Source organism: Candidatus Accumulibacter aalborgensis (assembly GCF_900089955.1).
Classification (GTDB): Bacteria; Pseudomonadota; Gammaproteobacteria; order Burkholderiales; family Rhodocyclaceae; genus Accumulibacter; species Accumulibacter aalborgensis.
This window is the reverse complement of sequence record NZ_FLQX01000150.1, coordinates 13,278-36,218: the sequence shown is the minus strand read 5'-3', so window position 1 is coordinate 36,218 and position 22,941 is coordinate 13,278. Positions and strand designations below refer to the sequence as shown.

At 62.6% G+C, this 22,941-nt stretch carries 28 protein-coding genes; 20 read left to right on the top strand and 8 right to left on the bottom strand.

Annotation, left to right across the window (positions count from 1 at the left end; all coding sequences use genetic code 11):
* The first annotated feature begins 36 nt into the window (after positions 1 to 36).
* From ACCAA_RS18910 to ACCAA_RS18840, 15 genes are all read left to right on the top strand, one after another.
* The gene (locus tag ACCAA_RS18910) at positions 37 to 297 is read left to right on the top strand and encodes a hypothetical protein (RefSeq protein WP_245754681.1); all 261 of its coding nucleotides are present in this window, start codon (positions 37 to 39) and stop codon (positions 295 to 297) included.
* Positions 224 to 1,582, top strand: a complete 1,359-nt coding sequence (locus ACCAA_RS18905; protein WP_342674073.1) for a multiheme c-type cytochrome — start codon at positions 224 to 226, stop codon at positions 1,580 to 1,582. Before ACCAA_RS18910 ends, ACCAA_RS18905 begins: the two co-directional genes overlap by 74 nt.
* A gap of 174 nt (positions 1,583 to 1,756) precedes the next feature.
* The gene (locus ACCAA_RS18900; protein ID WP_186408801.1) at positions 1,757 to 2,053 is read left to right on the top strand and encodes a BufA1 family periplasmic bufferin-type metallophore; all 297 of its coding nucleotides are present in this window, start codon (positions 1,757 to 1,759) and stop codon (positions 2,051 to 2,053) included.
* Positions 2,054 to 2,081: 28 nt separating this feature from the next.
* The gene (gene bufB, locus ACCAA_RS18895) at positions 2,082 to 2,984 is read left to right on the top strand and encodes an MNIO family bufferin maturase (protein WP_186408800.1); all 903 of its coding nucleotides are present in this window, start codon (positions 2,082 to 2,084) and stop codon (positions 2,982 to 2,984) included.
* Complete coding sequence (locus ACCAA_RS18890; protein WP_186408799.1) at positions 2,981 to 3,751, top strand: HvfC/BufC N-terminal domain-containing protein; 771 nt, start codon at positions 2,981 to 2,983, stop codon at positions 3,749 to 3,751. The genes bufB and ACCAA_RS18890 overlap by 4 nt, the downstream gene beginning before the upstream one ends.
* Before the next feature lie 41 nt (positions 3,752 to 3,792).
* A complete protein-coding gene (locus tag ACCAA_RS18885; RefSeq protein WP_245754684.1) occupies positions 3,793 to 4,272 on the top strand; it encodes a DoxX family protein in 480 nt (159 codons plus the stop codon).
* Positions 4,273 to 4,287: 15 nt separating this feature from the next.
* Complete coding sequence (locus ACCAA_RS18880) at positions 4,288 to 5,304, top strand: YeeE/YedE thiosulfate transporter family protein (RefSeq protein ID WP_186408798.1); 1,017 nt, start codon at positions 4,288 to 4,290, stop codon at positions 5,302 to 5,304.
* Positions 5,305 to 5,369: 65 nt separating this feature from the next.
* Positions 5,370 to 5,855: a DUF302 domain-containing protein gene (locus ACCAA_RS18875; protein ID WP_186408797.1), complete on the top strand. Its 486-nt coding sequence runs from the start codon at positions 5,370 to 5,372 to the stop codon at positions 5,853 to 5,855.
* A gap of 73 nt (positions 5,856 to 5,928) precedes the next feature.
* Positions 5,929 to 6,216, top strand: coding sequence for a hypothetical protein (locus ACCAA_RS18870; RefSeq protein WP_186408796.1), 288 nt, complete (start codon positions 5,929 to 5,931; stop codon positions 6,214 to 6,216).
* A 54-nt stretch (positions 6,217 to 6,270) separates the two neighbouring features.
* A complete protein-coding gene (locus ACCAA_RS18865; protein WP_186408795.1) occupies positions 6,271 to 6,480 on the top strand; it encodes an RES family NAD+ phosphorylase in 210 nt (69 codons plus the stop codon).
* Positions 6,481 to 6,973: 493 nt separating this feature from the next.
* The gene (ltrA, locus tag ACCAA_RS18860) at positions 6,974 to 8,293 is read left to right on the top strand and encodes a group II intron reverse transcriptase/maturase (protein WP_186408794.1); all 1,320 of its coding nucleotides are present in this window, start codon (positions 6,974 to 6,976) and stop codon (positions 8,291 to 8,293) included.
* An 87-nt stretch (positions 8,294 to 8,380) separates the two neighbouring features.
* The gene (locus tag ACCAA_RS18855; RefSeq protein WP_186408793.1) at positions 8,381 to 8,716 is read left to right on the top strand and encodes an RES family NAD+ phosphorylase; all 336 of its coding nucleotides are present in this window, start codon (positions 8,381 to 8,383) and stop codon (positions 8,714 to 8,716) included.
* Positions 8,717 to 8,798: 82 nt separating this feature from the next.
* Positions 8,799 to 9,509, top strand: a complete 711-nt coding sequence (locus tag ACCAA_RS18850) for a TIGR04283 family arsenosugar biosynthesis glycosyltransferase (protein WP_186408792.1) — start codon at positions 8,799 to 8,801, stop codon at positions 9,507 to 9,509.
* On the top strand, positions 9,484 to 10,137 hold the full coding sequence (locus tag ACCAA_RS18845; RefSeq protein WP_342674072.1) for a TIGR04282 family arsenosugar biosynthesis glycosyltransferase: 654 nt from the start codon (positions 9,484 to 9,486) through the stop codon (positions 10,135 to 10,137). The genes ACCAA_RS18850 and ACCAA_RS18845 overlap by 26 nt, the downstream gene beginning before the upstream one ends.
* A complete protein-coding gene (locus tag ACCAA_RS18840; protein WP_245754679.1) occupies positions 10,125 to 10,919 on the top strand; it encodes a DUF3047 domain-containing protein in 795 nt (264 codons plus the stop codon). Before ACCAA_RS18845 ends, ACCAA_RS18840 begins: the two co-directional genes overlap by 13 nt.
* Positions 10,920 to 10,957: 38 nt before the next feature.
* Here the strand turns inward: ACCAA_RS18840 and ACCAA_RS18835 are convergent, their stop codons facing one another.
* From ACCAA_RS18835 to nhaR, 3 genes are all read right to left on the bottom strand, one after another.
* Positions 10,958 to 11,860, bottom strand: a complete 903-nt coding sequence (locus ACCAA_RS18835; protein WP_186408791.1) for a Tim44 domain-containing protein — start codon at positions 11,858 to 11,860, stop codon at positions 10,958 to 10,960.
* A 421-nt stretch (positions 11,861 to 12,281) separates the two neighbouring features.
* Positions 12,282 to 13,328, bottom strand: coding sequence for a c-type cytochrome (locus tag ACCAA_RS18830; protein WP_186408790.1), 1,047 nt, complete (start codon positions 13,326 to 13,328; stop codon positions 12,282 to 12,284).
* A 151-nt stretch (positions 13,329 to 13,479) separates the two neighbouring features.
* Positions 13,480 to 14,490, bottom strand: coding sequence for a transcriptional activator NhaR (gene nhaR / locus ACCAA_RS18825; protein WP_186408789.1), 1,011 nt, complete (start codon positions 14,488 to 14,490; stop codon positions 13,480 to 13,482).
* Positions 14,491 to 14,600: 110 nt separating this feature from the next.
* Between nhaR and ACCAA_RS18820 the strand changes: the two genes are divergently transcribed.
* The 5 genes from ACCAA_RS18820 to ACCAA_RS18800 all read left to right on the top strand — a co-directional run bounded on the left by ACCAA_RS18820 (position 14,601) and on the right by ACCAA_RS18800 (position 19,346).
* On the top strand, positions 14,601 to 14,990 hold the full coding sequence (locus ACCAA_RS18820; RefSeq protein ID WP_186408788.1) for an HPF/RaiA family ribosome-associated protein: 390 nt from the start codon (positions 14,601 to 14,603) through the stop codon (positions 14,988 to 14,990).
* Positions 14,991 to 15,076: 86 nt separating this feature from the next.
* The gene (gene htpX / locus ACCAA_RS18815) at positions 15,077 to 15,949 is read left to right on the top strand and encodes a protease HtpX (RefSeq protein ID WP_186408787.1); all 873 of its coding nucleotides are present in this window, start codon (positions 15,077 to 15,079) and stop codon (positions 15,947 to 15,949) included.
* A gap of 175 nt (positions 15,950 to 16,124) precedes the next feature.
* Positions 16,125 to 17,216: a GTP 3',8-cyclase MoaA gene (gene moaA, locus ACCAA_RS18810; protein WP_186408786.1), complete on the top strand. Its 1,092-nt coding sequence runs from the start codon at positions 16,125 to 16,127 to the stop codon at positions 17,214 to 17,216.
* A gap of 4 nt (positions 17,217 to 17,220) precedes the next feature.
* Positions 17,221 to 18,516 carry a molybdopterin molybdotransferase MoeA gene (moeA, locus tag ACCAA_RS18805; protein ID WP_186408785.1) on the top strand — a complete coding sequence of 432 codons (1,296 nt, stop codon included), beginning with the start codon at positions 17,221 to 17,223 and terminating at the stop codon, positions 18,514 to 18,516.
* Positions 18,517 to 18,683: 167 nt separating this feature from the next.
* Positions 18,684 to 19,346, top strand: a complete 663-nt coding sequence (locus ACCAA_RS18800) for a CCXG family PEP-CTERM protein (RefSeq protein ID WP_245754683.1) — start codon at positions 18,684 to 18,686, stop codon at positions 19,344 to 19,346.
* A gap of 120 nt (positions 19,347 to 19,466) precedes the next feature.
* Here the strand turns inward: ACCAA_RS18800 and ACCAA_RS18795 are convergent, their stop codons facing one another.
* The 5 genes from ACCAA_RS18795 to ACCAA_RS18775 all read right to left on the bottom strand — a co-directional run bounded on the left by ACCAA_RS18795 (position 19,467) and on the right by ACCAA_RS18775 (position 22,875).
* Positions 19,467 to 20,198 carry an alpha/beta hydrolase gene (locus tag ACCAA_RS18795; RefSeq protein ID WP_245754678.1) on the bottom strand — a complete coding sequence of 244 codons (732 nt, stop codon included), beginning with the start codon at positions 20,196 to 20,198 and terminating at the stop codon, positions 19,467 to 19,469.
* A 136-nt stretch (positions 20,199 to 20,334) separates the two neighbouring features.
* Positions 20,335 to 21,336, bottom strand: a complete 1,002-nt coding sequence (clpX, locus tag ACCAA_RS18790) for an ATP-dependent Clp protease ATP-binding subunit ClpX (protein ID WP_245754677.1) — start codon at positions 21,334 to 21,336, stop codon at positions 20,335 to 20,337.
* 19 nt (positions 21,337 to 21,355) lie between these two features.
* On the bottom strand, positions 21,356 to 21,724 hold the full coding sequence (locus tag ACCAA_RS18785) for a hypothetical protein (RefSeq protein ID WP_186408782.1): 369 nt from the start codon (positions 21,722 to 21,724) through the stop codon (positions 21,356 to 21,358).
* 17 nt (positions 21,725 to 21,741) lie between these two features.
* Complete coding sequence (locus ACCAA_RS18780) at positions 21,742 to 22,320, bottom strand: DUF2946 family protein (protein WP_186408781.1); 579 nt, start codon at positions 22,318 to 22,320, stop codon at positions 21,742 to 21,744.
* A 72-nt stretch (positions 22,321 to 22,392) separates the two neighbouring features.
* On the bottom strand, positions 22,393 to 22,875 hold the full coding sequence (locus ACCAA_RS18775; RefSeq protein WP_186408780.1) for a glutathione peroxidase: 483 nt from the start codon (positions 22,873 to 22,875) through the stop codon (positions 22,393 to 22,395).
* Positions 22,876 to 22,941 lie beyond the last annotated feature (66 nt).

Sequence of the window (22,941 nt, the reverse complement as noted above, 5' to 3'; positions counted from 1 at the left end):
TATATAGTTTGACCCATCATTCCTCAGGAGAAACCCATGAATCTGAAATCCGTCAAAATCGCCCTCGGCACCGCCGCCCTTGCCCTCGCCATTCCGTTTGCCCACGCCGCAAATCCGTGCGCGCCGACAAATCCCTGTGCCGCCAAGTCCGACCACATGCAAAAAGCCAACCCTTGTGCCGGCAAGAAAGCCAATCCGTGCGCAGCCAAGGCAGCCAACCCCTGTGCTGCGAAGAATCCTTGTGCCGCGAAGAATCCGTGCGCTGCCAAGAACCCCTGCGCTGCTAAAAAGCATTGATCGGAGTCTGAGCGCTTTGCGTTTCGAAGCCAAAACGGGAAGTGCACTGTTAGCCCTTCCGGTTTTTCTGTGCCTCCTGGTCGGCTGCGGCGAGCGCGATGGCGTGCCAGTCGCCTCACCGGCACCGGTCGCTGAAGGCGCGTCGGCGAGTGCTGCATTTCTCGAGCGCCACTGGGCACGACCGCAGGCCCCTCAGGGCAAAGCGCCCCCCGGGTTCAGCTCACTGGAAGCTTCCCTTTCCCCCGTCGATTGCGGCACCTGCCATGCCGACCAATACCGCGACTGGCAGACCGCCCTACATGCCCATGCCATGGGGCCGGGACTGATCGGGCAACTGGTCAACATGGCCCCGGAAGCACGTGATGATCACCAGGACTGCATCCGCTGCCATGCGCCGCTAGCCGAGCAGGCCGACAGCCTCGCCATGGCCTTGGCCGCCAGCGCAGCCAATCATTCCCCGACCGGTCAGCCGCGCCCCGCCCTGCACGAACACGGGGTCATCTGCGCCGCCTGCCATGTCCGCGCCCACACCCGTTACGGGCCGCCGCGCCGTGACGGCACAGCGCCAGCCAACACCGAAAACCTGCCGCACGGCGGCTTCGTCGTCAGCCAGGCATTTTCCGACGCCCGTTTCTGCTCGGCCTGCCATCAGTTCCAGCCCGACGAGTTCGCCCTTAACGGCAAGCTGCTGGAAAACACCTACGAGGAATGGAAAGATTCGCCCCAGGCAGCGGCCGGGCAGAGTTGCCAGTCCTGCCACATGCCCGCGCGCAGCCACCTGTGGCGCGGCATCCACGATCCGGAGATGGTGCGCAGCGGTGTCCGCTTCACGCCCGACGAGATTGAGCTGGCCAGAGGCACGCTGCGCACCGGCTTAAGCGTTCGCAACACCGGCACCGGCCATTATTTCCCGACCTACGTGACGCCGCGCGTCGTGGCTGAAATCGAACAGGTCGACGCCAAAGGTCATTTTTTGCCCAAAACCCGGGGCGACCGTAACATTCAGCGCCAGGTGCCGCTCGATCTCTCCCGTGAGATCGCCGACACGCGGCTGCCGCCCGGCGGCGAACTGCACCTGGATTACGCCCTGCCGCGCCACCCACGGGCAACGGCGCTGGTCTATCGCCTGCGCGTCGAACCCGATGAATTCTATGCCCGCTTTTATCGTGCCCTGCTGGCCGACGGTAGCGCCGGCAAGGGCAAAAAACAGATACAAGATGCCCTGCGCCAAGCCGAGTCTTCTGGCTTTGTCGCCTTTGAAGAGCGCCGGCAACTCCCCGACTGATCAAGGTCGAACGATAAATCTTTCGCTGGTGGGTGATGCCCTGCCATTTGATATCGCGAAAAAATATTTGTGCCGACGTGTAAGAAATTGATCCGAATTCCGACTGCTGGAACAGCAGCTAGTTTTTCTGGCTGTCCAGTCCTATCGATGCACCTCAATCCAGGAGATTAAACCATGAACAAGACTCTGACCGCCGCCTCTCTCGCCTTTGCCCTCGGCACTGCCATGACTGTCGCCGCCACCCCGGTTGCTGCCCCGATGGCCGACAAGGAAAAATGTTTCGGCGTCGCCCTCAAGGGCAAGAATGATTGCAAGGCGGGGGCGGGCACCACCTGCGCCGGTACCTCCAAGATTGATTACCAGGGCAACTCTTGGTCGCTGGTCCCGAAGGGTACTTGCGAAAAGACCGCCTCACCGACTTCGCCGACCGGTCACGGGCAAATGGCCGAATTCAAGGAAAGGAAAGCCTGATTTCCTGAATTAACCCGGAGAGCCTGCCATGACGACAGCCAGCCATTTTCTGCCGAAGGAAGCGGGCATTTCCACGCTACGAGCCGGTGCCGTACCCGCTCGTAGCGGACTCGGCCTAAAGCCCGGGCATTTCCGCACTATTCTTGTAACCCGGCCCGATCTCGGTTTCTTCGAGATCCACGCCGAGAACTACATGGTGGATGGAGGCCCTTTCCATCACTACCTGACACAGATTCGCCGCGACTATGCGCTGTCCATCCACGGCGTCGGGCTTTCGATTGGCGGCGAAGGTCCGCTCGACGAAGAGCATCTGGATCGTCTTGCTTCCCTAATTAGCCGCTATGAGCCGCAATCCTTTTCCGAGCACCTGGCCTGGTCGAGTCACGGCGACATCTTTCTCAACGACCTGCTGCCGGCGCCGTACAACCCCGCGACACTGCAGCGCGTCTGCGATCACATCGACCGTGTCCATGAACGCCTGGACCGGCGCATGTTGCTCGAAAACCCGGCGACCTATGTCGAGTTCGCCGCTTCGACGCTGGCCGAAACCGATTTCATCAGCGAGGTCGTTAAGCGTACCGGCTGCGGCCTGCTGCTCGACGTCAACAATGTTTACGTCTCCTGCAACAATCACGGCCGCGATCCTCAGGCCTTCATCGAGGCCCTGCCACTAGCGGCGGCCGCGCAAATCCATCTGGCCGGCTTCGCCGATGATGTCGATGCCGCCGGTGCTCCGCTGCTCATCGACAGCCACGGCGCGCCCATCGCCCAGGCGGTCTGGGATCTTTACCGCTACACGCTGGAACGGACCGGCCCGCTGCCGACGCTGATCGAGCGCGACAACGACATTCCGGCGTTCCCCGTGCTGCTTGCCGAGGCGCAGCAGGCGGAAAAGCGGCTGCAAACCTGCCGGGTCGAGGTTGCCGCATGAGCCAGCAGGATTTCGCCGCCGCGCTGCTCGACCCGGACCTGCCCGCGCCAGCCGGCTTGGCCGCATGGAATGGCTCTGACCCGGCACAGCGCTTCCGGGTCTATCGCAACAACGTCATCGTCTCGTTGATCGATGCGCTGGCCGACACCTTCGAAGTCACGCTGGAACTGGTCGGTGAAGAATTCTTCCGCGCCATAGCCCGCCTGTATGCCTATGCCTGTCCGCCGCAATCACGCCTGATGGCCTTTTACGGTGCCGGCTTTCCCGACTTCATCGAAAGCTTTCCGCCCGCAGCTGGTCTGCCTTACCTGGCCGACGTGGCGCGGCTCGAATATCGCCGCATCGTCGCCTACCACGCGGCCGATGTGCCAGGTGTTGGCGCCGAAGCGGTCGCCGCCGCACTGGCTGACGAAGCCACCTTGCCGACACTGGGCATGACACTGCATCCCTCGCTGTCGGTGGTCGTTTCTACCTCGGCCGTGGTCTCGTTGTGGGCAGCGCACCAGGGCATCCTGGATCTATCAACGGTTGCGCCGGATGCCCCGGAAACCGCCCTTATTCTGCGCCACGGGCTCAATGTCGAAGTGCTGCAAATTCCCGCAGCGGTCGGTGCCTTCCTCTGCGAATTGCAGGCGGGTGCCAGCCTCGGCAGAGCGGCGGCAGAAGCGATGTCCATCGACACCGATTTCAATCTGGTCAGCATCCTTGGCCTGTTACTCCAAAAATCAGCCATTACGGCACTGAATCCAACAAGGAGCCCAACATAAACACCTCCGTTACCAGCGCATGCCCCGCGCCGTCTTCGCCCATCGCCCGCCTGATTGGTGGCCTCATCGGCCTGTTTTCGCGCATCCCAGATTCACTGATCGCCCTGGTCGGCCGCTTCTCGATTGCCGCCATCTTCTGGAAATCCGGCCAGACCAAGGTCGAGGGCTTTGCCATCGACATCGTCTCCGGCGAATTCCAGTTCGGCTGGCCGAATCTTTCCGATACTGCCCTCGAACTGTTCCGCAGCGAATACCAGTTGCCGCTGATTCCGCCGGAACTGGCTGCGCCAATGGCCGCCTTCGGCGAGCATTTTTTCCCGATCCTGATCCTGCTCGGCCTGGCCACGCGTTTCTCGTCACTCGCCCTGCTGGTCATGACAGCGACCATCCAGATTTTTGTCTACCCCGATGCCTACCCCACTCACGGCGTCTGGGCGACGGTGCTGCTGGTACTGATCGCCCGCGGCCCGGGGAAAATATCGATCGACCACTGTCTGGCCAAGCGCTGCGTAGCGCGCTGATCGAACATCCCGGCCATGACCCTGCACCTGCTTCTGGCACTCATGCTGGTCGCCGGCATGGGCTTCGCAGCGCACCGCGCCAGCCTCTGTACGGTGCGAGCTGTCATGGAAGTGATGACCTCGGGCACCGCCTACATGCTGTTCAGTTTTGCCAAGGCGATGTTGTGGACGGTAACGATTTCCGGATCATTGATCGTGCTTTTTTCAATCGATCTGCAACCGGTTTATGGACGCCTGCCTTTCTGGGCTGCACTGCTCGGCGGTTTCGTCTTCGGCATCGGTGCGGCGGTCAATGGCGGCTGCTCCTTCTCGACCCTGCAACGCCTGGCCGATGGCGAACTGGGCATGCTTGTTTCGCTGGCCGGCATGGTCCTCGGCTTTCTTGGCATGAGCTACTGGCTGGCAGAACTGCCGGGCGTCTCACTGCAGCCTATCAACACAGGCAGGCTCTGGCAGCACAGTTGGGGCTCTGGTTTGCTGGTGCTGCTCTGGCTATGGGCCACCTGGGAATTGATCCGCCTCTGGCGGGCTCATGCCGGAGATTCAGGGCTGCTCGGTCGCTTGCTTGCCGACCGTTACCGTCTGTCGTCGGCCGCCGCCGTGCTCGGCATCGGTGGTGGCACGCTGTATGCCGTTCAGGGCGCGTGGACATACACCAATTTCCTGCGCGGCGAAGCAGCCTCGTGGCTCAATGCCGGCCCGACGCCAGCAGCGGGGCAAGCGTTTCTATTAGTAGCGCTGATCGTCGGGATGCTTTTTTCGTCATGGCACCGCGGCGCCTTCCGAGTACGTCGGCCAAAGCTCGGCGATCTGCCACCAAGATTGATCGGCGGCCTGCTCATGGGTATTGGCGGCACGCTGGTTCCGGGCGGCAATGACACGCTGCTGCTGGCCGCCATTCCGACCTTTTCGGCCCACGCCGTTGCGGTCTTTGCTGCGCTGCTGGCCGGGGTGGCCGGCACTCTTGCCATCATGCGCTGGCGGATGGGCGCCATGGCACCGGTCGCATGTTCCGGAGATCGCTGTCAGTAAGCCTATTTAGCGTTTTTTCAACCCGGCCGGCAGTCCTGCCAGCCTGAATCACAAGGAGTGTTTCCATGGCTCATCTCAACACCCTGCGCAGCATCGCTGCCGGCCTCGCCTTCGGCCTTGCTGCATTTTCGGTTCACGCCGCCGGTAACAGCGGCCTGCCTGAAATCAGGACCATCAACAGCCTGCAGCCCTTCGATACCGTGGTCCAGCAACTGGAAAAATCGATCACCGAAAACAAGATGGGCCTGGTTGCCCAAGCAAGCGCCAGCAAGGGTGCTGCCAGCAAGGGCATCAAGATTCCCGGCAATGCCGTGTTGATGGTCTTCCGTCCCGATTTTGCGGTGCGCATGTTGAAGGCCAGTGTCGCCGCAGGCATTGAAGCACCGCTGCGCATCTACGTCACCGAGAATGCCGACGGCACGACCTCTGTCAGCTACCGCACGCCGAGCGTTGTCTTCTCGCCTTATCGAAATTCGGAGCTCGATAAACTGGCTAGCGAACTGGACCCGATTTTCGAGCGCATTGTCGGCGATGCCGTGCAAGGTCGCTAAATTAGGGCTGGACAGCCCGTCGCGTCATTGAAGTGAGGAAAGCTGGGAGACGATCGATCAACAGGCCATGACCGTGAGCAAAACATCGCGCCACGCCTGGCTCTCCAGCCAGCCGCTCAGCCACGACAATGTCCATGAGCGCTGCAACCTCGGTGCCCGCCACCGCTGGGGCATCGAAGCGGGCTTTCTCGTCGAAAAACACCAGGGCTACCACTATGAGCGTGCCTTCGCCCTGGACTGGAATAACCTTGCCCATGCGTGCCCGAGAGACCCTCCCAAGCGCCGCGCTCTCTGCGCCGGGACAGGCTCGCCTGGCCATCCCGCCGGAGTTCCAGAAACCTCTCGACATCCTGCTGACTGACCCCATACCACGTATTGACCACAACTACTCATTGGATGTAGCGTGTACGCTCGCATGAGCGTAGCGCTCTGGCGCATCGCGGTCGCGTCGCGCAGCATCGCAGCCACCGACCTGAGCGGCCGCGGCGCAGAGCGCACCGGTGGCCGCGGGAACAGCGTCGGCGGGCCGGTGGTCAATGCCTCCACGAGCATCGCGCTGGCCTGCCTGGAAACGGTGGTGCACCTCTATGCCGGCGGATTGCCGTTGCGCCGCGTGCCACGGTAAATTTGTTCTGAAGCTAAGCTGTTGAATTACCGTCATTCCCGCGCAGGCGGGAATCGTGCGCCCGTGAAGGCGCGTAAACAGTAGGGTGCAAGTCCGTGCCGGGGTAAGCCATGACCCCGAAGCTGAAGGTAACTGCGTCGCTGCGAAGCGGGGTGAAAAGCAACCGGAAGCGAACTGGCAGTCCGCAGGATAACGAACTCGATTCGGCGGAGAGTGACGGCGAGCCAGCGATTCCATGGCGAAGCCTGAAACCCATCGGACACGCTGTATTGGCGGTCAAAGCGATGTCCGGGTCACCTACGTGGTTGGAGGCGGAATGTCGGGAAGTTTGCGCGAGATAAGCGGGGAGACCTGTCGTCGAGGTGAAGACGGCAGGAGTCAGAGCCTGCGTAGTACCGACGCGGCGCAAGCCGAGAGAAGCGCGGAAAGCAAAGTCGTGCCGAGGGAAGGCGGGTAGGAAGGTGGAGACGTGAGCGCTGAGAGGAGCGAGAGCATGAGCGAAGGAGCGGTAGTGCCTGTAAAGGCTACGCAAGCTTCGTCCATCCAGCCGGGAAACCGGGAGTGGATCGACCGCGCCATTTGGACGGAGCGTATGTTGGCGGCGCTGGATAACGGCGTCAAAGGAAACAAATGGTTCAGTCTGATCGACAAAGTCTATCGACCGCAAACGCTGATGGCGGCCTGGCAACAAGTCAAGGTCAACAAAGGCGCTGCGGGCATCGACGGACAAAGCATCGAACGCTTTGCGGCGGATGCCGAACGGTATCTGGGCGAACTGGCGGAAGACCTGAAAGAAGGGCGGTACCGAGCGGCTCCCGTGCGGCGAGTGGAAATACCCAAAGCGGGCGGCAAGCCGCGCCCGTTGGGCATACCCACGGTCAAGGACAGAATTGTCCAAGCGGCGGTCAAGCGGGTGATCGAACCGATCTTCGAGAAGGAATTTCTGCCGACGAGTTACGGATTCCGGCCCGGTCGAGGCTGCAAGGACGCGCTGCGGGAAGTCGACGAGTGGTTGAAGAAAGGCTACACCCACGTGGTGGATGCAGATCTCAAAAGCTACTTTGACAGCATTCCGCACGCCCGGCTGAAAGAACGGATCGAAAAGCGCATCAGCGACGGTCGCCTGCTGGAACTTCTGGCAGACCGGTTGCGGCAGGACATTGTTCATGGACTGGAAAGATGGACGCCGACGGGCGGCACCCCGCAAGGGGCGGTCATCAGCCCGTTGCTGGCGAACATTTACCTGCATCCGCTGGACGAGCATGTGACGCGGCAAGGCTATGCGATGGTGCGTTATGCCGACGACTTTGTGATTCTGTGCCCCACGGCGGAAGACGCCGGGAAAGCGTTGGATGAAATCAAAGCGTGGGTGGAAGCCAACGGCCTGGCGCTGCACCCGGACAAGACCCACCTTGGGGACTGCCGGATCGCAGGGCAAGGCTTCGAGTTTCTCGGTTATCGGTTTGAAACGGGCAAGCGCTGGGTGAGGAATAAGAGCTTGACGGCCTTGAAGGATAAAGTGCGCCGGCTCACGCGGCGCACGCGAGGCGACAGTCTTGGACGGATCATTGCCGACCTCAACCCGATGCTCAGAGGATGGTATGGCTATTTCAAGCATGCCCAAGGGCGCGTGTTTCAGACACTGGACGCGCTGATCCGACGACGACTGCGGGCGCTCCTGCGCAAACAGGAGAAACGTCCGGGCTTTGGCCGGTGTTATGCCGACCATTGTCGCTGGCCAAATGCATTCTTCGCTGCGGCTGGGCTTTTCACCATGGTCGAAGCCCGACGGCAGGCGAGCCAATCTCGATGAGAAACCACCCCTATCAGTTCGTTTTTCTAGATCGGTCTTTTAACATCTTGAACAGATGGATGAATCTGGATTCCCGCCTGCGCGGGAATGACTGTGGTCGGTCAGAACAAATCTACCGTGCGCCGCGTGCTGGTGCGCATTGACTTACTTGACGAAGTCTGGGCTACACGCCAGTGGCTATGGGTCAAGGGCCTTGCCGATGGGTGGAATGCAGGGTCGGCGGCCGCTGCGTCCGTAGATGCCGGCAACGCTTGGCTTGATGGCCTGGGGTCGTCTCTGCTGATGGTGTCGTCGGCGATCGTGCCCGAGGAGTTCAATGTACTGTTGAATCCGCGACATGGGGACGCCGCCAGGGTGACGGCAACGGCCGTCCGGCTATGGTCGCACGACGGGCGCCTGCTGGCGTCCTGTCTGAGCCTTTGATGCCGCCCCAGCCAGTTGGGCGACCCGTTGCCGACTGCGGCCTTGGTGGCTGGAAGTCAATGAAAGCACTCTTCTACCGGATATGGAAACCACGACCGATCACTCGTTTCTCTCCTTGATCCTTCCGGTGCTGAATGAAGCCGCGACGGTTGCCACACAGTTGACCGCATTGGAGGCTCTCAGGAGGCGAGGCGCCGAGCTGGTGCTGGTCGATGGCGGCAGTCGCGACGGCACGCCCGCCTTGGCGCGCCCCGCCGTCGACCGCCTGCTCGAATCGCCGCGCGGCCGGGCGACGCAGATGAATACCGGCGCGCGGGCAAGTCGGGGGCAGGTGCTGCTCTTTCTGCATACGGATACGGCGCTGCCGCCGGACGCCGACGACCTGATCCGGCAGGCGATCGTCGGCGGCGCATCCTGGGGACGCTTCGATGTACGCATTGATGGCCGCCATCCGTTGCTGCGTGTCGTCGAATGGATGATGAACCAGCGCTCACGCTTGACCGGGATTGCCACCGGCGACCAGGCGATCTTCGTTCGTCGCGAGGTATTCGACAGCGCGGGGGGTTATCCCGAAATACCGTTGATGGAGGACGTTGCGCTGTCGAAACGCCTCAAGCGGATCGCGAGTCCCGCCTGCCTGCGCGAACGGGTCGTCACTTCGGCGCGGCGCTGGGAGAAGCATGGCGTCCTGCGCACGATCCTGCTGATGTGGCGTCTGCGGGCGAGCTATTTCTTTGGTGCGGACCCACAGCAACTGGCGATTCGTTATGGCTATGTTCCCCGGCAGCGCTGAGTTGGCCGGCGTCGCCGTCTTTGCGCGTGCGCCGCAGCCGGGCTCTGTCAAGACGCGCCTGATTCCCGCCCTGGGCCCGGCCGGCGCCGCGCGGCTGCAGCGTCGCTTGACGCTGCATGCGCTGGCAGTTGCCAGGCGTGCAGCGATCGGCGCTGTCACCCTGTGGGGCGCGCCGGACGGCGGCCAGCGTTTTTTTCGTGCGCTGCAGCGCTGCAGCGCAGTCGCCGTGCGCAGTCAGTCGGAGGGCGACCTTGGCGCGCGCATGGCGGCGGCTTTCGCTGCCCACGACGGGCCCTTGCTGCTCATCGGCAGCGACTGTCCGGCACTGCAGGCGACGCATCTTGCTGCTGCCGCCGGCGCCCTGGTCGATGAGCGGCAGGGTAGCAACGACGCGGTGTTCATTCCGGCCGAGGATGGGGGCTACGTGCTCGTCGGCCTGCGGCGCCCGCAGCCAAGATTGTTTGCGGGCGTCGAGTGGGGTAGCGAGCGGGTGATGGTGCAGACGCGGCAGCGCCTGTCCGAGCTTGCGCTGAGCTGGGTCGAGCTACCGCCTTTGTGGGACGTCGATCGGCCGGCTGATCTGGCACGCCTTGCCAGTCTTGAAGGATTTGCCGCATGGATCGAATGAATCGGAACAATACGAACCGCCGTCGTCTCTCGCTGGCGCTCCTGGCGACACCGGCTCTCGGTGCCGCCGGTGCGCTCTCGGCGCATTCCGTCGCGGCAGCAGGCAACCCTGACCCGACGCGAGCAGATCCGCCGCGCTTCTCTGCCGCGCAGCCGGGGAACCGTCTGCCTGGCGGATGGACGCATCAGACCTTGCCTTCAGTCGAGCGGGCCAACCGTTTCGACCTGCTGGCCGACGAAGGCGGCACGGTGTTGCGGGTGACTTCCGACCGCTCGGCGTCGACGCTGGCGGTCGCGCTGCGCGTCGACCCCGTGGCGACGCCGATGCTCAGGTGGCGCTGGCGAGTCTCGCATGCCGTGGGCGCTTCGGATCTGCGCCACAAGGCCGGCGACGACTACGCTGCGCGGGTGTATTTGCTGTTTGATCTGCCGCCCGAGCGGCTCAGTATCGCCGACCGGATGAAGATTTCGGCGGCACGCCTGCTGCATGGTGCCGAATTGCCCGTGGCGGCACTGTGCTACGTCTGGGGTACGGCGCAGGCGGCCGGTGAGTCGGGCTGGAATGCCTACACTGACCGCCTGCGGATGATCGTCGTCGATTCAGGCAATGCTCACGTCGGGCAGTGGCGCGACGTTGTTCGCGATGTCGCGGCCGATTTCCGGGCGGCTTTCGGCGATCCCGTACCGACGATCTCCGGCGTCGCCGTTGGCGCCGATACCGACAACAGCGGCGACCAGGTCGAGGCCCGCTTTGGCGACCTGTGGTTCGATCCGCGCACTTGAAACAAGCGCCAGCGGTACGCTGCCGCTGGCGGTGAGTTTCAAGCCGCCTGCTGTGCTTGCTGAATCCCGGCCAGCACCCAGCCGGTCTGGCCATCGCGCGGCTTGACGAGGTGCCAGATCTCGTCGACCGTCTCTGCCGCTGCGTCCCTGTCGTCCCGGATCAAGCCGGTGAAACGCGCGCTGACCAGGTAACGGGTCTCTTCTTCGGTGATGTCCAACACCTCTGCGTCGATGATGACGACCTCGGTTTCCTGCGTCGCGTTGCCGCGATCGGCGATGTTCATCCTGATTTCTGCGAACATCTCGGGCGTTGTGAAATCGCGGATGTCGGCCAGGTTGCCAGCGTCGTTGGCGGCCTGCAGACGGATGAAGCCAAGTTTGGCGTTGCGCACGAAACCGGCGACGTCGAAGTCGGCAGGGATGTGGCCAGTGGCGATGAGAGGTGTACCCGTGGCGGCTGCCGGCATCGACAAATCAGCGCCGCCGCGGTTCATCGCCGTGACGTTAGCATCAGGCGCCGTGTACTGCAGGCCACTGGTGCTGGCCATGACCGATTCATGGGCAGCGGTGCGGCGGCGCATGACGAGGCCGATGACCACCAGCACGGCCATTACCAGCAGACCGATCATCAGCATCGAGGCGAGTTCTTCGCCGAAGCCCAAATGGGAGGCCAGAGCGGCCAGACCCAGACCGGCGGCGAGGCCGGCAAGCGGGCCCATCCACGAACGTTTGGGCTGGCTCTGGGCCGCCGCCGGTTGCGACTTCGCAGCGCTGGGCGCCAGCGTCGGGGCCGCCGAGGGGGATTTGTCCGCGCTGACCGCCTCGCGTTGCATGCCCGATGACTTGCCCGCGCCGAGGCGTTTGCTCGCGGCTTCGGCATCGCCGGTCATCAGTGTGAAGCCGAAAGCCAGAACGGCTGTCAGCAGTGAGAGGGTTTTCATGGCTGTCTCCTGTCAGATGGGGTAAGGAGAGACAAAGAGTATAGGCCGGCGAAGATATAAAAAAGCAGAATTATCGATCACCATACTTCCAAATAAACCGATTGTTGCTGGCATCGGGGCAGGCGTCGGCAGGCAGGGATTTTGGGACCCAGGAACGTCACCGATGCTGTCGGTACTGTCGCGGCGCCTTCTCCGTTTGGTAAGATCGGTATGTCGGATGTCTTTTGCCAGTAGATGAGAACACGCCCTTGACTGTCCTTGATCAAGCTGCCCGAGAACGCTTAAAGCGACACAATCGCGATTTGAGAATTGTCGCCGCCTGGGAAGCTGGGCGGTCCTATGCCGACATTGCCGTGGCATTTCGACTCTCCAGGGAAAACGTCACGGACAGGATTGATCGGCATTTGAGGATTCATGCAAGTCATGACCGTTTGGCGAGACCGTAGCCCTGCTGCCTAGCGTGCTTTGTAGTCGATTCCGCCTTGGTTACCGTGGCAGACCCCGGACGCTGAATCTGCGCCGTAATCCTGTAGGGGTTCTGGCCCGACATGCGGAAATAGCCCCCGTAACTCACTGTGTTATTCGCCGAGATGGCATCAAGTGTTTTCGTATCGGCGCCGATCGGATCGGCCACCGTCAGCTTGACCTGCGCGTCGGTGATGGCGGCTCGGGTCTCCGCATCGAAGAGCGAGATGTTCACGTGGTAGTAGCCCTTGCCGCGCGGAACGTCACCCTGCCGTTGGCCGGCCGACATGGCCTCCGCCCCGACAATGCCGAGGTAAATATCCGTGCCGTCGACGACCTTGCGATAAGGATTGGCTGGCGCTGCCGTCGGAAGAGGTGGCGTCTGTACTGCCACGACCCCGTAGTTGAACATATAGACGATGGCACCCTGAATTTCGAGATCGCTCAAGTCGGCGACACCGCCGCGGGCCGGCATGGGGCCATGACCATGCACTGCGGACTTCACCAAAGTGTCCAGACCCTTATTCATGCGCGGTATCCAGGCGGCGCGATCACCGATCCTGGGCGCACCATCCGAGCCGTCCTTATGACACTTGGCGCACTGCGTCTGCACGATTTGCTCGCTGCTGCGCACGGTGGCCGGCGCGCTTCCTGCCAGAGGCTCGACCCAGTGGCCGCCGGACTGGTTAACCATGTAGGTAATGGCCCGCTGGATCTCGATGTCGCTGAGCCCCGCATTGCCGCCGTGGGCGGGCATGTTACGAATACCCTTCAAAGCATGCGCCGTGAGTGCCGTGAGGCCCTGAGAAGCGCGCTTCGTCCATGCTTGGTTATCGCCGATCCGCGGCGCGCCGTTCTCGCCCTTTGCATGGCAGGCTGCGCAGACGGTGTCGACGACCTCCTTGCCGGTGTGTTCAGCCTGCTGGGCGTTCGCTGAGGGGATCAGCATCGCGGTGGCGCTTGCGGCAATTGCTGCCGATGCGCGCAGTTTGGATGTGTTCATTGACGTGCTCCTGCAAGGAGTTCGAAAGACATATCCGCGCCTCCTGGACTGGATATGGAACCGAGCGATCCGGGACACTATGGCAACGAAAATACTCTGGCCACCGGCGAAGATGTTGAGGCAGGTCAACCTCTGGCGAAATGTGACTCCATCACCGGGTCATCCCGGTCGATCTCGATGGCCTGCGTGACCGCGCCGGGCGGGTCTGCGTCGGCGTCTGCTGGTCAGGAATAGCGCCGTTGACACCGGCGCCGAACGTCGCGTCAGCGAAGACCTCGTCACGTGCAACCTGGATGATGGCCACGATCGCGGGGTGGCTCAGGCGGCGCTCGGTGGTGATGGCGTAAAGCTGTTCGCTGATCGAATCGATCCGGCCGACGGCGCTGACGCGATACTGATCGGTGACGTAGGCCGCAATCGCTGTCGGAGCGACGAAGAGTCCGGCTCCTGCCTGTCCGAAAGACTTGAGGAGTGCGCTGTCGTCGAATTCGCCGACGATGCGCGGATGTAACCGGAGGACTTCGAACCATTGTTGGAGCCGCGACCGGATGGCGACATCATCGCCCGGCATGAGAAAGGGGGCGCCCTGGAGTAGCGCCGGGAATGCTCCGTTGAGTGTCTGCACCAGTGCCGGTGCGCCGAAAACGGTCAGATCGCTTTCGCCGAGCAGGTGACTGTAGCCGCGTACATTCAGATTCGGCGGCATCGGTCGGTCGGCGATGACCATGTCCAGGCGATGCACGGCCAGATCCGCAAGGAGTGCGGTCAGGCGGCCCTCGCGACAGATCAGGCGGACCGCTTCCGGCAGACGCAGCGCCGGTTCGACCAGGCGATGAGCGACCGATTTCGGCACCGAATCGGCAATGCCGACGGTGAACGGCAGGCTCTTTCTGGTCGTCTGGTCGCGCGCAACTTCGAGCAGTTCATCGCCGAGCGCGAAGATCTCCTCGGCGTAACTGAGGATGCGGCGGCCGGCGTCGGTGAGTTCCAGGCCGCGGCCGACGCGGCGAAAAAGCTCGATGCCGAGCGCTTCTTCGAGTTCGCGCAACTGGCCGCTGATCGCCTGCGGGGTCAGGTGCAACTGCTCGCCGGCGCGAGCAATGGCACCGGACTTGGCGACCATCCAGAAGTAGCGCAGATGCTTGTAGTTGAGCGCGGCCATGATCGTAAAAGGTCCAGAAAAATGAATTATCAAGACATTATATTCGATTTGTCAGATGTCTTTTGATGCCCTAGACTGCGTTCTCCGTTCACCTCAAGAGGAGTATTTCAGTGCAGATCGTCATCCAGGCCAGAGGCTTTGATCTTACGGCAGGACTGCGCGAGCGCATCGAGCGGCGCCTGTGTTTCTCCCTCGACTGGGCGCACGACCACGTCAGCCGGATTTCCGTCGTTCTTTCCGACGTTAACGGACCGCGCGGCGGCGAGGACAAGCGCTGCCACATCCAGGTCGCCGTTCCCGGTACAGCGGACGTGTTGGTCGACGACACGCAAGCTGATCTCTACATGGCCATCGACCGATCCATCGACCGCGCCGGGCGGACGCTGGCGCGGCGGCTGGCACGCCAGCGCCAGCATCGGCATGGCAGCCGTCGTGATATGCTCTCTGCGGCGAACTCGCCGGCTGCCGACGACGCTGCGCCGGCTGTTGCACAAGGCTGAATCTTCAACTTCCTTGCCAGCTCACAGGCGTTATCGGCATTGGTCAAGAACGGCGGGCATGGCAAGAGTTTTTACGGAGTCAAATCATGAAACGTGTAATGCTGCTCATCGCGACCAACCTGGCAATCGTCATCGTGCTTGGAGTGGTCGCGACGCTCACCGGCGCGAACAGGTTCTTCACGAGTGGTGGCCTCGATCTTGGCAAGCTGTTGTTCTTTGCGTTGATCATGGGCTTCGGCGGCTCGTTCATCTCTTTGTGGATGTCGAAGACCATCGCTAAATGGAGTACCGGCGCGCAGGTCGTCGAAACGCCGGCCAATTCCACCGAATTCTGGCTGGTCGAAACGGTGCGCCGTTTCGCCGACAAAGCCGGCCTGCCGATGCCCGAGGTGGCGATCTATGACGGCGAGCCGAACGCCTTTGCCACCGGGGCCAGCCGCAAAAGCTCGCTGGTTGCCGTGTCGACGGGTCTGCTGCAGAGCATGACGCGCGAGGAGGCTGAGGCGGTGATTGCCCACGAGGTCGCGCATATCGCCAACGGCGACATGGTGACGCTGACGCTGATCCAGGGTGTGGTCAACACCTTCGTCATTTTTCTCGCCCGCGTCGTCGGCTGGTTCGTCGATTCGGCGCTGCGCAAGGCTGATGACCAGTCATCGGGGCCGGGAATGGGCTATACCATCACCGTGGTGATCTGCGATATCGCCTTCGGTGTCCTGGCCAGCGTCATCGTCATGTACTTCTCGAGGGCGCGAGAGTTCCGTGCCGATGCCGGCGCCGCGCATTTGATGGGCTCGCCGCGGCCGATGGTCGCCGCACTGCGTCGCCTCGGCGGCATGGAAGCCGGCGAGCTGCCGCAGAACGTCGCCACGGCGGGGATCAACGGACGTCCGGGCTGGATGGAATTGTTCTCCAGCCACCCGCCGATCGCACAACGTATCGAGGCCTTGCAGCGATAAGGTCGGCTTACCCTGCGCTCAGCCAACCGGCGGAACGCGCGGAACCTGGTGCTGGCGGTTTCTGGCTGGCAGCACCAGCTTGGAGGGCTTACGGCGGCGCCATTTCGGCTATAATCGGCCGCGAACCGTCCTCATCTTCGCTTCGCCACAGGCAAGCCTCAAGGGAGTCTCTCCCATGCGCAATGAATCGCTGACGCCGGAAGCCGTGCCCTCTGCGCTGGCCGGTTTTACTCCCCCGGCCCCGTCGTTCCCCACGTCGGCGTCGTTCCGCCATCCTGCCGGGACGCTGGTTGACAAGTATGGGCGGCACGTCACCTACCTCCGGCTGTCGATTACCGATCGTTGCGATTTCCGCTGCAGCTATTGCATGGCTGAGGAGATGACCTTCCTGCCGCGCGCGCAGGTGTTGACGCTTGAGGAGTGCTTGCGCATCGCCAGTGCCTTTGTCGATCTCGGGGTGACCAAGGTGCGCGTGACGGGTGGCGAGCCGCTGGTTCGCCACAACGCAATCTGGCTGCTTGAACAGATCGCCGGCTTGCCCGGTTTGAAAGAACTGGTGATCACCACCAATGGCTCCCAACTCGACCGTTTTTCCCCGGCTTTGCGCGCTGCCGGCGTCAAGCGCATCAACGTCAGCCTCGATACCCTGCGCGCCGACCGCTTCCGCGAGATTACCCGTGTCGGCGACCTGCGCAGGGTACTGCGTGGCCTCGACGCCGCGCAGGCGGCCGGATTCGAGCGCATCAAGGTCAACACCGTGATGATGCGTGGCGCCAACGACGACGAGTTGATCGATCTCGTCGAATTTGCCGTCGAGCGGGCGATCGACATCGCCTTCATCGAGGAAATGCCGCTCGGCGAAATCGGTCACGCGCGTCAGTCGACTTATTTCAGCAGCCAGGACGCGCTGGCGCGCCTGCAGACCCGTTTCCTGCTGTTGCCCTCGACCGAGACCAGTGGCGGGCCGGCGCGCTATTGGCGGATCCCCGGTAGCGCGACGCGGGTCGGCTTCATCTCACCGCACAGTCACAATTTCTGCGATACCTGCAATCGGGTGCGTATCACCGCCCGCGGCGATCTGTACCCCTGCCTGGGCAACAACGATGCCGTCCATCTCCTGCCCCTGCTGCGCGCTCACCCGACCGACGACGGGCCGCTGCGGGCGGCGATCATGCACACCATGGGTATCAAGGCCAAGGGCCATGACTTCAGCAGTCAGATGGACGCGCCGCAGGTAGTGCGTTTCATGTCGATGACCGGCGGCTGATGCGATGAGTCTTGCCGCCCAATTCAGTTGCCATAGCGATTACGACCCCGAGTCGCTCTCGGTCCACCAGGCAAGCGACTTCATTCGCAGCCAACTGACCCCTGTGCGGACGCACGAACGCCTGGCCTTGCGCAGTGCCCTCGGCCGCGTGCTCGCCAGCGACGTAATCGCGCCGTGCAATGTGCCGGCGCACGATAACTCGGCGATGGACGGTTACGCCTTGCGCCATGCGGATCTGGCTGGCGCCGGCCACACCCAGCTTCGGATCGCGGGTACGGCGCTGGCCGGAAAGCCCTTTGCCGGCAGCGTCGGCGCGGGCGAATGCGTGCGCATCATGACCGGCGCCTTGCCGCCGGCCGGAGCGGATACGGTGGTGATCCAGGAAGAGGTTCGCACCGACGGCGACAGCGTCATCATCCCGCCGGGGCAAGGCCGTGGCCAGAACATCCGGCGCGCCGGCGAAGATCTGGCCGTTGGCAAGCCGGCGCTCGCTGCCGGGCGGCTCATTCGCCCGGCAGAACTGGGGCTGATCGCTTCGCTCGGCTGCGCCGAGGTCAGCGTCTACCGCCGCCTGCGCGTCGCCTTCCTGTCCACCGGAGACGAACTGTGCTCAATCGGCACAGTGCTGGGCGACGGCGAGGTCTATGACAGCAATCGCTACACGCTTTTCGGAATGCTTTCCCGCATGGGCTGCGAAGTCCTCGATCTGGGCGTTGTGGGTGACGATCCGGCAGCCATCGAGGTGGCTTTCTGCCAGGCCGCAGCGGCGGCCGACGTGGTGATCAGTAGCGGCGGCGTTTCGGTGGGCGAGGCCGATTTCGTCAAGGATCTGATGGCCCAACTCGGTGAAGTGCTGTTCTGGAAAATCGCCATGAAACCCGGTCGCCCGATGGCCTTCGGGCGGATTGGCGCCGGCGGCGAGGGCCGCGGCCACGATAGCGCCACCTCGGCCTGGTTATTCGGGCTGCCGGGAAACCCGGTGGCGGTGATGGTCACTTTCTACCAGTTCGTCCGCGACGCGCTGTATGCGTTGATGGGTGCCGACCCGCTTCCAGTCGTTCCGCTGCTGCCGGCAGTGTGCTCGGTGGCCCTGAAGAAGGTACCCGGTCGCAGCGAATTTCAGCGCGGCGTTCTCACCCAGTCGGATGGCCGCTGGTCCGTCCGCCCCGCCGGCGCGCAGGGCTCGGGCATCCTGCGCTCGATGTCCGACGCCAACTGCTTCATCGTCCTCGAACACGATCGCGCCGGGGTCGCCGTCGGCGACCTGGTCAGTGTGCAGTTGTTCGACGGTCTGGTCTGAACACGGCCAAGAGCCAGCGCGGGTGGGCAAACTCACCCCACCGACGGACGGTGAAGAAGATAGGCTGGCAAGCGTGAAAAGCGACACAGGGGCCAAATGCTTTCTCTGTTCCAATGCGTCTGTACGCGGAATCCCACCCACAGACCCAAGGAGCTACAGTGAAAACAATGATCAAGCGGATCAACGGAAAACTCTTGACCGGCCTCGTCGTATCGACCATGGCGGCGTACATCGGCAGTGCCAATGCGAGCATGATCACCGTCGCCACTGGTTATTCCACCGACCAGTACCAGGCCAATGCCGCCGATTACAAGACCACGGTCGAGGCTGCGGTGGCCATCCCGTCAGTGGGCTATGGCAGCACTTCGGTGGCCGTATTCGACAATATTTCAAACCAGAGTGTGTTTGGTGGCCCAAATTCTAACGTCGCCTTTGCTTTCACCATCGACTTTGGCGTCACGGCAGCGCAGGCTGGTTCGTGGGATTTTCGTGCTGGAGTCGATTTTGGCTTCGGTGGCGCGGTGTTCCTCGATGGGGTCGCTCTTGGCTACATGGACCACGATATGTGGTGGAGTGGTTCTTACGCCAATCCCAGCCAGTTCTTCGATTACGCAGCGACTCTTTCAGCCGGTAATCACCGTCTGAACATCTATGGCTTGGAAGGCTGCTGCGATGGCGGCCAACAGGCCCAGTTCCTCGCACATGGGGCCACGGGATTTACCACGTTCAGTTCGACAGATGGCCAGGCAGCGATTCCCGAGCCGACAACCTTCGCCCTGCTCGGCATCGGTTTTCTGGGTTTTGGCGTGGCCCGCAAGCGTAAGCAGTAATCACGCCTCGCTAAAGCATGGCTCCGCCATGGCGGGGCTTGTCATTTAAGGCGCGCGAGCGCGGGAAGCTTGCGCGGCTTTCGGCCAAGGGTCAGGCGATCGCCATTGGCGCCTGCTGGATCAGCGATCCCCGGTCAGGAGGAAGTCGATGGCCTGCCGCCACCAGGCGTCGTCGAGGCGATCGAACCAGTCGTTATGCCCGGCCGCCTTGATGACCGACAACTGCCTGGGTTCTGCCAGTGCGTCGTAGAGCGCCCTGCCGAAGCGGGGCGGGATGATCCGGTCTTCGGCGGCAATGGCGACCAGTACGGGTCGCCCGAACGAGGCCAGGTGGATCATGCTGTCGTAACGGTCGCGCAAGAGCCACTTTACGGGCAACAGCGGGTAGTGGTGGCGCGCGACATCTTCAAGCCGGTTCCATGGCGTGATCAGCAGCAGACCCGCAACCGCCTCGTGCTGGCGCGCGCTGGCTGCCGCCGCGACGCCGGCACCAAGCGATTCGCCGATGATCAGCAACGGTCCGCCGTAGCGCGCATGGGCGAGGGCAATCGTCTGTTCGGCGTCGGCGACCAGACTTGTCTCGCCCAGGTCTCCAGCGCGTGGCCCGTAACCCGGATACTCGGCGAGGATCACGCGCAGCCCTAGTCTGGTGAGCACACCCACGTAGAAGTCCCGGTGGCCCGCATGTCCGGCATTGCCATGGAAGATGACGGCGGTGCCGCGTGGCGGACCGTCCGCTTCGGCCAGGAGGCCGCGAAAATCCACCGCGCTGGGCCACGCTGCAAGGCCACCGGAGACCATTTCGGCGACATTGGCGGCTTCGGGGTAGTAGAGCAGATTATCCTGGAACATGGTGACTCCGCTGCAGGCGATCAGACCACTGAAGACGGTGACGCCCAATGCTGCTCGGGCGACAGCAGAGGCCCGCGAACACGCCCTCCTGGCGCGCCCGATGGCCGGCGAGGGCCGCGACTTCGTCGAACCGGGTTCACTTTCTTCTGACGAGACGCGCATCTTCGAACAGCGAGGCGATTTCAACCCTGCAGATGTCGTGCTCATCGGGTATGACGTAGAGAATCGGGGTGATCAGTTCCTCGAAGATCCCGCGCAGGCTGCGGGCGCCGGTCTTGTATTCGATGGCGATTTCGGCAATCTGTTCGAATACTCGCTGGCTGATGCTCAACTCGACGCCTTCACCGTGGAAGATCTCGATGTATTGCCGGTAGATCGAGTTCTTCGGCACGCTCATGATGCTGACCAGCATTGCCTTGCTCAGAGGGTGCAGGTTGGCGATCACCGGCAGACGGCCGGTGAACTCGGGAATCAGGCCGAATTCGAAGAGATCGGTCGGTTTCACCCGCTTGTTCAGCCGATCGAGGATGTTCTGGTTGTCGTCACCCGAGGTAGCGATAAAGCCGAAACCATGCGTCTTGGACATGATGTTCTCGAGGCCGACGAAAGCTCCACCGCAGATGAACAGGATGCTGCTGGTATCGATGTATTGGTCGCTCTTCAGCTTTACCGGCGAACCTTCCATGATCTTGAGCAGGGCGTGTTGCACGCTCTCGCCTGAAGTGGCTCGCGACTGCGCGTTCGTCGCTTTTAGTTTGTCGATTTCGTCGATGAAGATGATCCCCTGCTGCGCCTCTTCTATCTTTCCGTCAGCCTTGTCGAGCAGCCTTTGCAAGGCCGCCTCGATCTCTTCGTTAACATACTTGGTCTGCGCCAGTGAAGTCGCGTCGGCGGTCACAAAGGGGACATCGAGCATTCTCGACAGAGTGTCACAGAGCAGCGTTTTCCCCGTCCCTGACGGTCCGACGAGGAGGATATTGCTCTTGGCAATCGACCCCTTGCTGGTCTGAAAGGCGGCGATCTTCCGGTAATGCGAGTAGACGGCAACGGCGAGGACCTTCTTGGCCTCTTCCTGGCCGATGACGTACTGATCGAGGTAGCGGACGATCGCGCTGGGCGTGGTTTCTCTGGCTAGCAAGGTGGTACCTCGAGATCGGCTATTTGCCCTTGAAGTCAAAAAACATCTTGAAGCAGCGAGCGAAGGCAAGCGGCGTCTCGCAGTGCTCGGCCCAGAGTTCACCGGTCAGAGAAAAGGAGACATCTCCCTCGGCCTCCCGGTCCTTGACCCAGACCAGGCGCCGGTCGCTGAAGACGCCCGTCGGCAAACGGCTCTGAATAAACTCCCAGACCTCGTCCAGATGGTCGAAATTCGCCAGATCCCCAGATCCCTCGGCGCCTTCCTCTTCTTCCACGAAAACCTGATAGCGCATCACAAACCTCGGCAAAAAAAGGCCCGCATCTGCTGCGGCGGGCATATTGTTGGCTGAAAGCCCGCAATTATTGGCGAAGGCGGGGGAATAGTCCATCCCGCTGCTGACGGAAACTACGCTACGGTTGCCTGCGGCGAGGCAATGAAGCCATAGCGTCCCGGCACTTCCGAGCGGCGCAGCGGGATGACCGGCACGCGGGCGTCCCGCCAATCGAGGGTCAGCGCGCTGACACAGGCTTCTGCCTGCGCGATGAAGGTGAGCAGAAACGTGTCGTCGGCCAGTTCGCCGCTCGGCAAATGCAGGTGGCCGAGGAGGGCGGGCAGATCGCGGTCGCAGAGCAGCGCGACGCCGTCCGGCGTATCGAGCAGGAGGCTGCCTTCCTCGTCGAGCGCGGCGCCGCGAAGCACGGTGACCGCGCGGCCGACATGCGTTTCGAGCCCGCCTGCGGACGTCAGTCGCACCACCCACGGCGTATAGTCGAGTTCGACAAAAACCCTTTGCGGGCCGTTCTGGACGAAGAAGTTGCCGTGCTCGTCGTGGGCATAGTGGCGATCGAGGAAATCGTTCAGACCGCGATGAGTGACCGCTTCACTGCGCAGTCGCCAACGGCCACGCCGGTCGAGCGACAGCCAGCCATAGCAGGCTGGAACGTTGGGCCAGCGCCGCGTGGCGCCTAGGTCAGGCGCAGGCATGGGCCGGCCCTGAGCCAGGCGAGTGTGGCCGGTCCTGCCGGTCACTGGTCGGCAGCACAGCGTGCATGAACGTCACAGCAGCTCTTCGATGTGCCGCGCGAGGGTCTCCGGTGTGCTGGCCGGGGCATAGCGCTCGGTCACCTCACCCTCGCGGTTCACCAGGAACTTGGTGAAGTTCCACTTGATTCCCTCGCTGCCGAGCAGGCCGGGCGCCGCTTTCTTCAGAAATCGATAGAGCGGATGGGCGTCGTCGCCGTTGACGTCGATCTTGGCAAACATTGGAAAGGTGACGCCGTAGTTCTTCTGACAGAAGGTGGCGATTTCTGCCGCCTCCCCCGGTTCCTGCGCACCGAACTGGTTGCAGGGAAAGCCGAGAATCACCAGCCCGCGTGCGCCATAGCGCTGGTAGAGTGCTTCGAGGCCTTCGTACTGCGGCGTGAAGCCACAGTGGCTGGCGGTGTTGACGATCAGCAACACCTTGCCGGCGTAGTCACCCAGGCTTTGGCTGCCGCCTGAGAGAAGGTCGGCGGTGAACTCATGGATCGGTGCAGTCATGGGGCTATCTCCAGGGTGGGCGTGCGCAGGGGCGGAAGTGGCGTCAGTCGGGTGAGCGTGGCGTCA

Excerpts from the sequence above, each read along its gene's own strand:
- htpX (WP_186408787.1), top strand. The coding sequence starts at position 15,077 with ATGAAACGTGTAATGCTGCTCATCGCGACCAACCTGGCAATCGTCATC.
- ACCAA_RS18880 (WP_186408798.1), top strand. The coding sequence starts at position 4,288 with ATGACCCTGCACCTGCTTCTGGCACTCATGCTGGTCGCCGGCATGGGC.
- ACCAA_RS18795 (WP_245754678.1), bottom strand. The coding sequence starts at position 20,198 with ATGTTCCAGGATAATCTGCTCTACTACCCCGAAGCCGCCAATGTCGCC.
- ACCAA_RS18900 (WP_186408801.1), top strand. The coding sequence starts at position 1,757 with ATGAACAAGACTCTGACCGCCGCCTCTCTCGCCTTTGCCCTCGGCACT.
- ACCAA_RS18865 (WP_186408795.1), top strand. The coding sequence starts at position 6,271 with ATGAGCGTAGCGCTCTGGCGCATCGCGGTCGCGTCGCGCAGCATCGCA.
- ACCAA_RS18835 (WP_186408791.1), bottom strand. The coding sequence starts at position 11,860 with ATGAAAACCCTCTCACTGCTGACAGCCGTTCTGGCTTTCGGCTTCACA.
- moeA (WP_186408785.1), top strand. The coding sequence starts at position 17,221 with ATGAGTCTTGCCGCCCAATTCAGTTGCCATAGCGATTACGACCCCGAG.
- ACCAA_RS18875 (WP_186408797.1), top strand. The coding sequence starts at position 5,370 with ATGGCTCATCTCAACACCCTGCGCAGCATCGCTGCCGGCCTCGCCTTC.
- ACCAA_RS18785 (WP_186408782.1), bottom strand. The coding sequence starts at position 21,724 with ATGGACTATTCCCCCGCCTTCGCCAATAATTGCGGGCTTTCAGCCAAC.
- ACCAA_RS18780 (WP_186408781.1), bottom strand. The coding sequence starts at position 22,320 with ATGCCTGCGCCTGACCTAGGCGCCACGCGGCGCTGGCCCAACGTTCCA.
- ACCAA_RS18855 (WP_186408793.1), top strand. The coding sequence starts at position 8,381 with ATGACTGTGGTCGGTCAGAACAAATCTACCGTGCGCCGCGTGCTGGTG.
- ACCAA_RS18910 (WP_245754681.1), top strand. The coding sequence starts at position 37 with ATGAATCTGAAATCCGTCAAAATCGCCCTCGGCACCGCCGCCCTTGCC.
- bufB (WP_186408800.1), top strand. The coding sequence starts at position 2,082 with ATGACGACAGCCAGCCATTTTCTGCCGAAGGAAGCGGGCATTTCCACG.
- ACCAA_RS18840 (WP_245754679.1), top strand. The coding sequence starts at position 10,125 with ATGGATCGAATGAATCGGAACAATACGAACCGCCGTCGTCTCTCGCTG.
- ACCAA_RS18800 (WP_245754683.1), top strand. The coding sequence starts at position 18,684 with ATGATCAAGCGGATCAACGGAAAACTCTTGACCGGCCTCGTCGTATCG.
- ACCAA_RS18845 (WP_342674072.1), top strand. The coding sequence starts at position 9,484 with ATGGCTATGTTCCCCGGCAGCGCTGAGTTGGCCGGCGTCGCCGTCTTT.
- ACCAA_RS18850 (WP_186408792.1), top strand. The coding sequence starts at position 8,799 with ATGGAAACCACGACCGATCACTCGTTTCTCTCCTTGATCCTTCCGGTG.
- ltrA (WP_186408794.1), top strand. The coding sequence starts at position 6,974 with ATGAGCGAAGGAGCGGTAGTGCCTGTAAAGGCTACGCAAGCTTCGTCC.
- ACCAA_RS18890 (WP_186408799.1), top strand. The coding sequence starts at position 2,981 with ATGAGCCAGCAGGATTTCGCCGCCGCGCTGCTCGACCCGGACCTGCCC.
- ACCAA_RS18775 (WP_186408780.1), bottom strand. The coding sequence starts at position 22,875 with ATGACTGCACCGATCCATGAGTTCACCGCCGACCTTCTCTCAGGCGGC.
- nhaR (WP_186408789.1), bottom strand. The coding sequence starts at position 14,490 with ATGGCCGCGCTCAACTACAAGCATCTGCGCTACTTCTGGATGGTCGCC.
- ACCAA_RS18830 (WP_186408790.1), bottom strand. The coding sequence starts at position 13,328 with ATGAACACATCCAAACTGCGCGCATCGGCAGCAATTGCCGCAAGCGCC.
- moaA (WP_186408786.1), top strand. The coding sequence starts at position 16,125 with ATGCGCAATGAATCGCTGACGCCGGAAGCCGTGCCCTCTGCGCTGGCC.